At 41.8% G+C, this 12,662-nt stretch carries 8 protein-coding genes, 1 tRNA gene and 1 pseudogene; 6 read left to right on the top strand and 4 right to left on the bottom strand.

The window, feature by feature from the left end:
* Together LC605_RS26665 and gyrB are read right to left on the bottom strand one after the other, a co-directional pair.
* Positions 1-126: pseudogene (locus LC605_RS26665) on the bottom strand (HEAT repeat domain-containing protein); the annotation flags it as partial.
* A 1,969-nt stretch (positions 127-2,095) separates the two neighbouring features.
* Positions 2,096-4,033, bottom strand: coding sequence for a DNA topoisomerase (ATP-hydrolyzing) subunit B (gene gyrB, locus LC605_RS26660; protein ID WP_229550508.1), 1,938 nt, complete (start codon positions 4,031-4,033; stop codon positions 2,096-2,098).
* Between the two features lie 284 nt (positions 4,034-4,317).
* On the opposite strand from gyrB, the gene miaA reads away from it, so the two are divergent.
* Positions 4,318-5,223, top strand: coding sequence for a tRNA (adenosine(37)-N6)-dimethylallyltransferase MiaA (gene miaA / locus LC605_RS26655; RefSeq protein WP_229550507.1), 906 nt, complete (start codon positions 4,318-4,320; stop codon positions 5,221-5,223).
* A 176-nt stretch (positions 5,224-5,399) separates the two neighbouring features.
* On the opposite strand, the gene LC605_RS26650 is transcribed toward miaA, so the two are convergent.
* Positions 5,400-6,107, bottom strand: a complete 708-nt coding sequence (locus tag LC605_RS26650) for a Uma2 family endonuclease (RefSeq protein ID WP_229550506.1) — start codon at positions 6,105-6,107, stop codon at positions 5,400-5,402.
* Positions 6,108-6,307: 200 nt separating this feature from the next.
* On the opposite strand from LC605_RS26650, the gene glcD reads away from it, so the two are divergent.
* The 5 genes from glcD to LC605_RS26625 all read left to right on the top strand — a co-directional run bounded on the left by glcD (position 6,308) and on the right by LC605_RS26625 (position 12,105).
* Positions 6,308-7,780 carry a glycolate oxidase subunit GlcD gene (gene glcD, locus LC605_RS26645; RefSeq protein WP_229550505.1) on the top strand — a complete coding sequence of 491 codons (1,473 nt, stop codon included), beginning with the start codon at positions 6,308-6,310 and terminating at the stop codon, positions 7,778-7,780.
* Positions 7,781-8,153: 373 nt separating this feature from the next.
* On the top strand, positions 8,154-9,392 hold the full coding sequence (locus LC605_RS26640; RefSeq protein WP_229550504.1) for a glycoside hydrolase family 10 protein: 1,239 nt from the start codon (positions 8,154-8,156) through the stop codon (positions 9,390-9,392).
* Positions 9,392-9,976: a hypothetical protein gene (locus tag LC605_RS26635; protein WP_229550503.1), complete on the top strand. Its 585-nt coding sequence runs from the start codon at positions 9,392-9,394 to the stop codon at positions 9,974-9,976. The genes LC605_RS26640 and LC605_RS26635 overlap by 1 nt, the downstream gene beginning before the upstream one ends.
* A 147-nt stretch (positions 9,977-10,123) precedes the next feature.
* Complete coding sequence (locus LC605_RS26630) at positions 10,124-11,971, top strand: PAS domain-containing sensor histidine kinase (RefSeq protein WP_229550502.1); 1,848 nt, start codon at positions 10,124-10,126, stop codon at positions 11,969-11,971.
* A 62-nt stretch (positions 11,972-12,033) separates the two neighbouring features.
* A tRNA-Lys gene (locus tag LC605_RS26625) sits at positions 12,034-12,105 on the top strand.
* 209 nt (positions 12,106-12,314) lie between these two features.
* Here the strand turns inward: LC605_RS26625 and LC605_RS26620 are convergent.
* Positions 12,315-12,662: hypothetical protein (locus tag LC605_RS26620; protein ID WP_229550501.1), on the bottom strand; the 348-nt coding region annotated here is incomplete at its 5' end.

The following is a 12,662-nucleotide window of genomic DNA, read 5'->3' as shown; positions in this document are numbered from 1 at the left end:
TCTTAAGGCATCTGCTAGGGGTGCTAAAGAACGGCGATCGCGACAGTTTCCTAAAGCCCAAACTACACCTTTACGCACATAGCCATTCCAATCACTCTTTAGTTGAGCAATTAATGGACTTACTGCTCTTTTAACGAGCCAATTGCCAACCGAAAATAAGCTTTTTGGCAGATTTGCCAGAGATATTTTCGGACGTTTCACACCTCCGGTGGGAGGGCTTTTTACTTTAGTTTAAGCAATTACTAAAGGTGACTTGCTAACTTTAGTAAATGTTATATGTGTTGCTATCACATACTGCTTTCAACTAACTAGTCAAAAAAAATACTTGCCTTGATTTAAAAATCTACCACTCTCTACAAAATAATTCAGACTGTTGGTAGATTTCCCTATAAAGACTCTTCCGATTGTAGCCTGTTTCACAGAAATTGCACTCTTTTTGTGTATTAATCATGAATTTTCACAACAATCGCTAGCCACTATTACCAAAAAGACATTAAAAACGGCAGTTATAGCCTGAAATTTTTTTTCCACTTTTCGGAATTGCAGTGACGTTGTTATTACATTACAAAGTAAGTACGCTTGCTTTTGCCGAACTTCATGTATTTTACACAACATTAATTACGTACGAAGAGTGCATTATATGTTAACTCAGAGGATTCGTCTTAATCTACCCATTTTTACATTTCCTTCATAAATTACGCATTCCTTAGATTAAAGCGGGTTTTGACTTTGGGTAAATACAACAAGGGTAGTGTGGTTGCTTTCAACTAGTTAACCTTCTGCGTACTAATTACCTTAACTGAGGAGTTGAGGCGGTGGAAGATCGACCTGACAGCAGATCAATTTAGGTTTAACTAATTTGGTCTTATTCACACGTTAGCGCACTGTGGCGATTTCAGCCCTATGAAACTTGACAAACTCTTCTTATTGTATACAAAGATATTTTAATCAATTTGAAAACAATTTGTCCTGCGAACTCGCCAATATGGTTTTATCTTAGACAAAAGTACATTAGATACATACGGCAGAATCGCGATCGCTACGGCAGTACATGAAGATATTAACAAGTTTTCTGCCAGATGGTGTCTGCTTTCAGTAGGCATTATCTCGAATAAAGAGAACCCAAAAGGTTGCCTAATGATTTGGTGACAAAGGTTTTTTGCGTAAATAAATTGTAAAATTAAATACTTTTATTTGCGTAAATTTTTGTCATCTTAATTATGAGAAATCCTCAAGATACTTATTTACAGCAGAAATCATGTATTTGAACCATATTTGTCGTAAGGGCACAGCATTGGTCATTGGTGTCAACTTAACGTGAAAGCCCTGTAATCAAGGGATATTAACTCCACTAGCTGACATCACTATCCGCGTCACCCCACCCCAGTTTCGTCTAAAGCCAAAACTTCCCCTCCCCGTGGACGGGGAGGGGATTAAGAGGATCCAGTGCCTTAACTGGGGTTTCCCCAAGTGAAGCATTTGGCGTGTGGGGTAAAATGACTGTGGAATGACCTTTCTGACTTAAGTTGACACCAATGAGCATTGTTCCCTACCCTGTGGTCTATTTACCTAAAAATATAAAAATAACTGTAAGTAGAGCGACGCAAATAAAGCTAACTGGCTAAGGCTGTCATTTGTCATTTGTCCTTCGTCATTTGTAAGGGTTTAAGGTGTATTTACGTTTCGTAACATAGTTTGGTTTATTCTTGCCGACTTACTTAATTGCTGTTTGATAGATGATATTTAGTTATTTTATTAAAGCATAACAAATGTGTTTCTAGGTGGTGGGCTAATAGGGTTCGGTTAAGACTAAAAATAAAAATGTGTAGGTTGGGTTGAGCGTAAGCCTTACCCAACAAAGAGAAAGAAAATGTTGGGTTTCGTTCCTCAAACGCCACGTGCTACCCTGCGGGAACGCTAAAAGCGAACAAGTCTCTTAACCCGCAAGGGCGCTGTGGCTTCCCAACCTACGAATATTCTTAACCGAACACTATTGGGTGGTCAGCATCCACTAACTATAAAAAAGGTAATGGGTGAAAATATATCACTCATTACCAATGTCACGAATTATTGGAGTAGTGTTAACGCATTGATATTAGATATCTAGATCGGTGAAGTTGAGCTTAGAACCATAGGTTTCGATGAATTCTCGTCTGGGTGCGACCCGATCGCCCATTAAAATTGTGAAGATGCGATCGGCTTCGGCGGCATCCTCAATTTCGACTTGCTTCATTTTACGGCTGTCTGGGTTCATGGTGGTGTCCCAGAGTTGTTGTGGCATCATTTCACCCAAACCTTTGAAGCGTTGGATGGTATAGTTGGCGTTAGCAGGAAATTTGGCGATCGCTTGATTTTTTTCGCGATCGCTATAGCAGTACTCATGATTACGTCCCCGTTCTACTTTATACAGTGGGGGACAAGCAATATAAATAAAGCCTTGTTCGATGAGCGATCGTTGATATCGATAGAAAAATGTTAACAACAAAGTCCGAATGTGCGCCCCATCTACGTCAGCATCGGTCATGATCACTATGCGGTGATAGCGCAGTTGAGTGGAATCGAATTCATCACCTTTGACACCTAAGCCGAGGGCTGTAATTAACGCTTGAACTTCGTTATTTTTATAAATTTTGGCATCATCGGTTTTTTCAATGTTGAGGATTTTACCACGTAAAGGCAAGATCGCTTGAGTGCGGCGATCGCGTCCTTGTTTCGCACTCCCGCCGGCTGAGTCCCCTTCGACGATGAATATCTCAGACTCGCTGGGATCACGAGAACTACAATCTGCCAATTTACCAGGTAATGGTGAAGATTCCAGTACAGATTTGCGCCGAACTAATTCCCGCGCATGACGGGCTGCTTCTGCGGCTTTAAAAGCTTGGATGGCTTTATCTAAAATGGAGTCGGCGATCGCAGGGTGAAATTCTAGGTACTCGGTGAGGACTTCTCCCACCAAAGAATCAACAATTCCCCGCACTTCGGTGTTACCGAGTTTGGTTTTGGTTTGTCCTTCAAATTCTGGATCTGGGACTTTAACGGAAATTACCGCAGTCAGACCTTCGCGGACGTGTTCGCCACTGAGGTTTGGTTCATTTTCTTTAATTTTATTTCGTTTGCGGGCGATCGCATTTAATGTCCGAGTCAAAACCGCCTTCAACCCTTCTAAGTGCGTACCACCATCCACCGTGCGAATATTGTTGGCAAAACCTAGAACATTATCCGTGTAAGCATCCGTACACCATTGTAAAGAAACTTCCACTTGTACGTTGTTGCGTTCCCCCTGGACATAGATAATTTCTTCATGCAGTGGCTGCTTCTCGCGGTTCATGTAAGCGATATATTCTTTAATGCCACCCTTGTAATTGTAAGATTCTACTTTCGGTGTATCGCTTTTTAGTAGTTCTAGACGGTGGTCAGTAAAGGTAATTTTGACACCAGCATTCAGATACGCCAATTCCCGTAGGCGACCTGATAAAGTGATGTAATCAAACTCAATGCTAATTGTAAAGATTTGGGTATCTGGCTTAAAAGTGACAGAAGTTCCAGTTCTATCTTCTTTGTAAGGCTTTGTTTGCAGTTCAGTAACTGGGATACCGCGTTCATAACGTTGGAGGTGAACCTTTTTATCTCGCCAAACTGTAACTTCTACAACCTCAGATAGGGCATTAACAACAGAAATACCAACCCCGTGCAATCCTCCAGAAACCTTGTAGCCACCGCCGCCAAACTTACCACCAGCATGGAGTACCGTCATCACGGTTTCCAAAGCCGATTTTCCGGTGCGCGAGTGAGTATCAACGGGAATACCGCGACCATCATCTGTTACAGTCACGGAACCATCAGCGTTGATATCCACCTCTATATGAGTGCAATGACCCGCCAAAGCCTCATCGATTGAATTGTCCACCACCTCGTAAACTAGATGGTGGAGTCCTCGCGGCCCGGTGGTACCAATGTACATTCCTGGTCGTTTGCGGACGGCTTCCAGACCTTCCAGAACTTGAATCTGATCGGCACTGTAACTGCTCGTCATGTAAACTCTCCTGATGCGTGGGGTTCAACTCGCCTAAAGGCAAATAAAAGTAAAAACACTCCAAAATTGTAACACAAAAGCCTTGCTGGCGTCTGTAGGGCATTTTCAAGAGAAGTTTATACTAGGGTTGCACTACCGGGGAAGAGGGGCAGGGGGCAGGGGGCAGGGGGATGAGGGGGATGAGGGAGATGGGGGGGATGAGGGAGATGAATTAATAACCAATGGCCAATGCCCTATGTCCGATAACAAATGACTAATGACTAATGACTAATGACTAATAACAAATGACTAAATTAATTGTGATTTGTGGGGCGACGGCAACAGGTAAGTCTGGTTTAGCTTTGGCTTTGGTGATGCGATTGGGTTCTGTAATTCTCAGTGCTGATTCTCGTCAAGTTTACCGTGAGTTTGATATTGGGACGGCGAAACCAACTGTAGCTGAACAAAAATTGGTGCAGCACTATTTAATAGATATCTGCGATCCAACAGACATGATGACAGTAGCAGACTACCAGGAGCAAACACAAGCTTTAATTGCTTCTGTTAATGTTACACCACTGTTGCTAGTTGGTGGTACTGGTTTATATATCCGTTCTATTGTCCAAGGGATGAAAATTCCGAGAGTTGCACCACAGGTTGAATTGCGATCGCAGCTTGAATCTCTCGGACAACAGCAACTCTACGCAATTTTACAACAAGTTGATCCAGTTGCGGCACAAAAGATTCATGGCAATGATTCAGTGCGGACTTTACGAGCATTAGAGGTATTTTACGTAACTGGATATCCCATTTCGCAACAGCAAGGGGAGAATCCACCAAATTATCCGATTTTGCAAATTGGTTTAGATTGCGATGTTGAAAAGTTAGGCGATCGTATTCAACAGCGTACTGAGCAAATGATCGCAAATGGTTTGGTCGCCGAAGTGGAGTATCTTTGTCAAAAATATGGCGCTGATTTGTCTTTGTTGAATACTTTGGGCTATCAAGAAATTAAGCAGTATTTGGCTGGGGATATTTCCTTAGATGAAGCGAAAGAATTAATAATTTTGCATACCCGACAATTTGCCAAGCGACAACGTACTTGGTTTCGAGCATATCCACAAATTCAATGGTTTGATTCAGATGATCCTGAGTTATTAGAGAAGGTTTGGCTGTGTATAAATGAGTTTATAAGTTGCACAAGTAAGTAAGTTGGTGCGAAAAAAGTCAATTATGCTACGAAACGTAAATAAGCTTAAAAACCTTACAAATGACAAATGACAAATGACAGCCTTAGCCAGTTAACTTTAATTGCGCCGACCTACTTAAGTAATATTTTCTGACTCACGCAAAGATGTAAAAAATTTTGCGTCTTTGCGTGCAGCTTCTAGAGAGTTTCGGGATCAACGCCCATAGCACGCAGTCTTTCTGCTAGGATTTGGGCGCGTTGTTCGGCCTGGGATGCGCGTTGTTCTGCTTGTTGGGCACGTTCATCCCCAGTCAGCAAAACAATACCATCTTGGTAGCACCAGCGTAACCAAGTATCCTGTCTATCTTCAAATTTACCTTCCCACAAAGTTACGCCTAAACCAACTTGTTCTAACCAATTTTCTGAAGTTTCAAAGTAGCGCCTTCCTCTGAGTTCATAAACGCGTAGTACTTTTTCTCCTAATTGTTGATTCGGGTCATATACGATGTAGTAACTAGCCCGCATATGTTCATAAATTTGCAGCTTTTTGCCCAGTTCATCACCTTCTTTATTTGAGACAATTTCGAGGACAACTTCTGGAGGTTTGCCAAAACGCCAAACCATATAACAACGATTTTGTTTTTCCCACCAATTTTCAGGCACTTGGACATCTAAGCTGAGAAAAACATCAGGTACAATTGCGGGTTGTCCGTCTGTATGGTATATACCGACATTGGCTGCTGCTAAAAAAGTCTGCGACTGTAGAGAACTGTAAAGAGAGCCAACCAAGAGGCGTTGTTGTTTTTCCGAAGCAAAATTGTCCACCGGTGTATCATCTTCAGTGATTAGCTGGTTGGCATCTGGCACATAGTAATCATCATTATTGATTAGAACTTGCTGAACCATGATTTTATCCAGTATTTGAGAGCGTTATTTCTAGGTTAGTTGATTGCGTATAGTAAAACAGTAAGGGACTTTCAGTTAAATCAGGCGATCGCGCTTACTCTACATCAAATGCGATCGCTTTTTACTCACTCTTGGCTGCTATTCTTGCAACAATAGTAATTACAGCTATACTAACCAGCCTGCAACATTTACAAAAAACTATGCTTACCCAAGATAAAAAACAACGCAACTGGAAACCTATTCTCAAAGCATTCGAGGCTGTCCTTGGTAAAAATGGTGTAGTGCAACGCCGCGAAGAACTCATTACTTATGAATGCGATGGTTTAACTGGCTATCGCCAACGTCCGGCTGTGGTGGTGTTACCCAGAACTACAGAACAAGTTGCCCAAGTGGTGAAGATATGCAATCAATATTCTATCCCCTTCATCGCACGCGGCTCTGGCACTGGTCTATCTGGTGGCGCTTTACCAGTGATAGACTCTGTTTTGATTGTCACTTCCTTAATGCGGCAAATCCTTAGCATTGATTTGGAAAATCAACGCACAGTTGTACAACCAGGGGTGATTAATAGTTGGGTAACACAAGCGGTTAGTGGTGCTGGATTTTACTACGCTCCTGACCCTTCGAGTCAAATTATTTGCTCTATTGGGGGTAACATTGCCGAAAATTCTGGTGGGGTGCATTGTCTCAAATACGGTGTTACTACTAACCACGTTTTCGGATTAAAAATTGTCACGCCAGAAGGGGAAATTATCGATTTAGGCGGACAAATCCCAGAAATGCCTGGTTATGATTTAACAGGTGTCTTTGTTGGTTCTGAAGGCACATTAGGAATTGCCACAGAAATTACTTTGCGAATTCTCAAAAGTGCAGAATCAATTTGTGTGCTGTTGGCAGATTTTACTAGCATTGAAGCTGCTGGAGCAACTGTTTCTGACATTATCAGCGCCGGAATTATTCCTGGTGGAATGGAAATGATGGATAACATCAGCATCAATGCAGTTGAAGATGTTGTCGCAACTAATTGTTATCCCCGCGATGCTACTGCTATTTTACTAATAGAAATTGACGGTTTAGAAGTTGAAGTTACAGGTAATAAGCAGCGAGTTATCGAAATTTGTAAAAAGAATGGGGCGCGAAATGTCACTTCTGCCACTGACCCAGAAACCAGATTGAAATTATGGAAAGGACGGAAAGCGGCTTTTGCTGCGGCTGGACATTTAAGCCCAGATTATTATGTACAAGACGGTGTAATTCCCCGGACTCAGTTGCCTTATATTCTACATGAAATTGAGGCATTAAGTGAACAATATGGTTATCGTGTTGCTAATGTATTTCATGCTGGTGATGGCAATCTTCATCCGCTAATTCTTTATGATAATTCCATACCTGGGGCATTAGAAAAAGTAGAAGAAATGGGTGGAAAAATTCTCAAACTTTGCGTCCAAGTTGGTGGTAGTATTTCTGGCGAACATGGCATCGGTGAAGAGAAAAAGTGTTATATGCCAGAGATGTTTAGCCAAGTTGATTTAGAAACTATGCAATGGGTAAGACAAGTTTTTAATCCTAAAGGTTTAGCTAATCCTGAAAAGATATTCCCCACACCACGAACTTGTGGAGAAGCAGCAAATGCATCGACTGTCAAGCAATTTGAGGGTGTGGAAAAATTTTAAGAAGAAAGAAGTCAGGAGTCAACACAATTCGCAATTCGCAATTAATGCCCACGGATAAATCCGGGGGCTTGTACCATCAAGGAATAATTGGTCAGAATTCAGGAGTTAAGAATATTTAAACTATTCTGACTTCTAAATTCTGAATCATCATTTCTTTATATCATCCGGAGGATTATAACTTTATTTTGTAGTTATATATCAATAGGCTTGGGTTAAGGATAATTGTAGGTTGGGTTGAAGGTCGTGAAACCCAACAAATGCTCGAAAATGTTGGGTTTCGTTCCTCAACCCAACCTACGCAAATTTATTTTTACGGCTTAAGCCAAGGATATTGAGTTATATATATTCCGATCACACTAGGTCACGCTTACAAATGAATCGGGTTGTTCGCCGTTGTGTTTCTTACTTGCTGTGTTTGGGATTAGTAGTCGCTTTAACAGTTTGTTTGCCCTCTTCACTGCCAGTTTATTCCCAAAAAACAAGCCCTTTAACTACAGAAATTCGCGGCGTTTGGCTGACTAATGTTGCTAGTGGTGTATTATTTGTTCCTTGGGGTATTAACCGTGCTATAAATCAATTATCGGCTCTCAACTTTAATACAATTTATCCTGTAGTCTGGAACCGAGGACATACTTTTTATAAGAGTGCTGTAGCCAAAATGACTACAGGCTCGGATACTCAACCTTTGCTCAATTTCATGCACGGTGGACAAGATGTTTTAGCAAAAATAGTGACACTTGCCAAAAATAAAGATTTGAGAGTCATCCCTTGGTTTGAATACGGGTTCATGACGCCCCATTATTCACAATTAGCAAGGCGTTATCCCGACTGGTTAACAATTGGACAAGAAGGTATAAACTCTATTCAAGATACCCCACCGGAAGAAATCAACAATGTTTTAATAACTAAGCTAGCTTGGTTGAATCCCTTACATCCACAGGTGCAAGAGTTTATCCAAGGGTTAATTTTAGAAGTAGTCAGGGATTATGATGTGGATGGTATTCAGCTTGATGACCATTTTGGAATGCCTGTACAGTTTGGCTACGATCGCTTCACTATAGAACTTTACCAGCAAGAACATCAAGGCAAAAGTCCCCCTACTGACCCTTTTAACTCAGAATGGATGCGTTGGCGAGCAGACAAAATTACTGATTTCATGGCAGAAATCTATCAAGCTGTCAAAGCGGTTAAACCTAAAGTTAAAATATCTTTGTCTCCCAATCCTCAAGCTTTTGCCTACAAATACTATTTGCAAGATTGGGAAAATTGGGTAAAAAAAGGTTTAGTTAATGAGTTAGTTTTGCAGGTATATCGAAATGATCAAAACTCTTTTATCGCTCAACTGGAACAACCAGCTGTAAAATTAGCTCAAAGTCTAATTTCTGTAAGTATTGGGATCTCAACGGGAACGGTAGCTAATCCTGTGAAAATCGCACAAGTGAAAGAACAGGTTCAAGCAGTGCGCGATCGCAATTTTGATGGGATCTCCTTTTTTTACTGGGAAAGTCTGTGGGGTTACATCGTACCGGAATCACCCCAACAGCGACGCAAAGGTTTTTTTGAAATGTTTAATGCTACAACTGTCAGACTATTACAACCAAAAAAATTTTGATGCCATTCGCGCCTGGAAATACTAAATTTGGCTTTACACTTCTGTGGACTTTAGCTACTTTTGGCGGTTTTTTATTGAGTTTGCTCTTAATTGAAGTCGGTGAAAAGCCCGATATTGGGGTAGTCGAGGCCGCTATCGGCGGATTTGCCATCGCACTTCCTCAAGGTTGTCTTCTCAAACAACCTATATTTTGTATCAGGTGGATTTTGTCAAGTCTTTTGGGTTGGAGTCTGATCACTGCGATCGGTATTGGTGGTCTGGGTTGGATTGTACCTAATACTCAGATTATCCCTCAGAGAATCCTGTCTGGGGCGATTTATGGTGGACTTGGCGGCTTGGGCATTGGATTGGCACAATGGTTAGCAATTCCCCAGCCGATGGCGTGGCGATGGATATTTGTCTGTGGGGTAAGTTGGGCTGTTGCTGTCCCCGTGGGTTCTGCTGTCGGAATGATCTTGCACCGCTTAACGCAGCTATTCTTAGGCGAGGTCATCGGATTAGCCATCACTTGGCTGCTGGTTGGTATCCTTACAGGAATGAATGCTCACAAATTGCCATACCTGCGGCGGGTTACGCCTACGTAAGTCCTATACTAAACAAAAATTTATTAATCATAATAAATATCATTGATGTATACTGATGCTTGCACTTAGATATATGCAAACATCTTAAAAAGCATAAAAACAAGAGAGCGCCTAGAAGAGTAATTAATACCAGAGAGAAACTCTCGCATGAATATAAATCCAACGGAATCAACTATAGAGTTGACAAAATTATCACCACCTCAGATTCTCTTCGGCATAGAATTAGATGAAAAAAGTAGTAGCGAGCAGTTTCTACTGAGCATATACGATTCTGTGCAGGCATCAATATTTGTAGTTGACGTTCTGGAGGACGGAGATTTTCAATATGTAGCACTTAATCCCACTCATGAGCGGTGGATAGGGATTCGCTCAGATGATCTGCAGGGCAAAAAACCAGAGGATATTCTCTCTGCCATCGATGCTGCAAAGGTGCGTCAGCGTTACGCTGACTGCGTGCTATTTGGCAAAACTATTTCTTACGAACAATGTTTGCAATTTCAGGGAATCCCCACTTGGTGGAGTACGACTCTCACCCCACTCAGGGATGCTAACTCTAGGATTTATCGACTGATTGGTACTAGTAGCAATATTACCCCTGTTCAGCAAGCAGAACAAGCAGTGGGACTCCAGGTAGAACGAGAGCAACTACTAGAAGCGATCGCTGGGCAGATTCACGAATCTGTAGAATTAGAGACAATTCTGCATCAGACAACAATTGAACTTCGTCAGCAAATCAAGGATCTCAAAGCCAAGTTAGAGTTGCAGAAACAGAAGCACAAAAATCAGTTGCAGCAGGTGCGAAACTTTGAAGCCTTGGTGCGACGCATGACAGAACAAATTCGCGACAGTCTGGATGAAACTCAGGTGTTGCAGACTGTTACCCAGGAGTTAGCAGAGTTACTGAACCTTGACCGTTGCCAAATCGAACTCTATAGCACCTGTGAAACTCTGGTTACTATTACCTACGAGTACAGCATTAACCTACCTCAGTGTCAAGGACTGACCAGACAGATTGCAGACCGTCTGGAAGTTTATCAGCCACTGTTACAAAAACAACCATTGCAATTTTTAGAAATGATGCCGGGATGGCAACCAAAGTTGTTGGTTATGTCCCAGATGGCTTGTCCAATTTTCGATACTCAAGGGATTTTGGGAAATATTTGGTTGACAAGACCATCACAAGAGGCTTTTGATGAATTTGAAATTGAACTAGTGCAGCAGGTAGCAAATGAATGTGCGATCGCGATTCGTCAAGCCCAGCTTTACAAACAAACCCAGGCACAGGTAAAAGAACTAGAAAAACGCGATCGGCTAAAAAACCAATTTCTCAGAACTCTCTCTCAAGAACTGCGGACACCAATAACTAGCATCAGCCTCGCAGCCCAAACTCTCGAAAGTGTCCTCACACCAGCAGAAATATCAGAGATAGAAATAGTTCCCCAACTCTTGCAGATTTTACATAAAGAGTGTGGGCGAGAAAGCAAATTAATTAATGACCTACTCACACTCACATATCTCGAAGCTGAACCCGATCCCCCAACTTTGATTGCCATTGACTTACAAAGCTGGCTTCACCCCATTATCGAGTCTTTTCGGGATCTCACTAACTGCCAGCGACAGCAGTTAAATTTGAAGGTTGATCATGATCTGCCGCTTTTGGAGACAGATATCACAGATTTAGAGCGGATTGTCACCGAACTGCTTAACCATGCTTGCAAGTACACGCCACCGGGTGAATCCATCACAGTCTCTGCTCACCTGATAGGGGATGCAGTAGAGCTTAATATTACCAATTCTGGGATAGAACTTACCAGCAATGAACTGTCACAGATATTTGAGCCTTTCTATCACCTTGACAAACATGATCCTTGGAAACATAGCGGTACGGGATTGGAATTGGCATTAGTGCAGAAAATGGTCAGACATTTAGGCGGCTCAATTTATGTAGAGAGTGCAGCAGGTCAAACCACCTTCACTGTCAAATTCTCCCTTTAATTGGTTTTTGGGCGCGGCACTAGCTAAATAGTCTGAAGTTGTGGTATGGTTATTATTCGTATGGGTGACTAGCTCAACGGTAGAGCAGTAGACTCTTAATCTATTGGTTGCGGGTTCAAATCCCTCGTCACCCACTACTTCCAGCCCTTCAGGAAAAACCCCTTGACTAAATCTTGACTAAATTGCTCTTGCGCCAACCTCTGAAAGCCTTGTCTGCCAAGGATAAGCACCAATAAAATTTTGACTAATTTAAGCAAAAACGCCCCCTTGCTTTTTAACCGTCCAGTGGACTGTCTATCGTGTCCACTGGACAGAAAATGACTGAAGTGAATCCAAGCGTGAATTACTCGCGGATTTTAAAATCTTGGTGTTTGTGAAGAAACTGTTGCAGTTCTTTGATCTCAAGTTTGATTTCTTTAAATAAATCCTCCGTCCGCCTCCATTTGTGATCAATCCTTTCGTCCTTCCCACGAATAGCTAAAAGAGTGGCATCTTTGTAGTTAACGTAATCTTGAAGGTGGATGTCTATTTTTTTGTCAATTGAAGTCAAATCTTTCTGTAAGCTTTTGACTTGTTTCAAGATTTCGCTATGCCCCTCAGCATTAACGTGAGTATTAAAGTCTTCCCTCAAATCCCGCAGGTTATTATCTATTGAATTAAACTTAGTAATTGCTTTTATAATCCCACCCAG

Source organism: Nostoc sp. CHAB 5836, from assembly GCF_020829445.1.
Lineage (GTDB): Bacteria > Cyanobacteriota > Cyanobacteriia > Cyanobacteriales > Nostocaceae > Nostoc.
The sequence above is the reverse complement of the archived record's forward strand: the minus strand, read 5'-3'. Positions and strand labels throughout refer to the sequence as shown.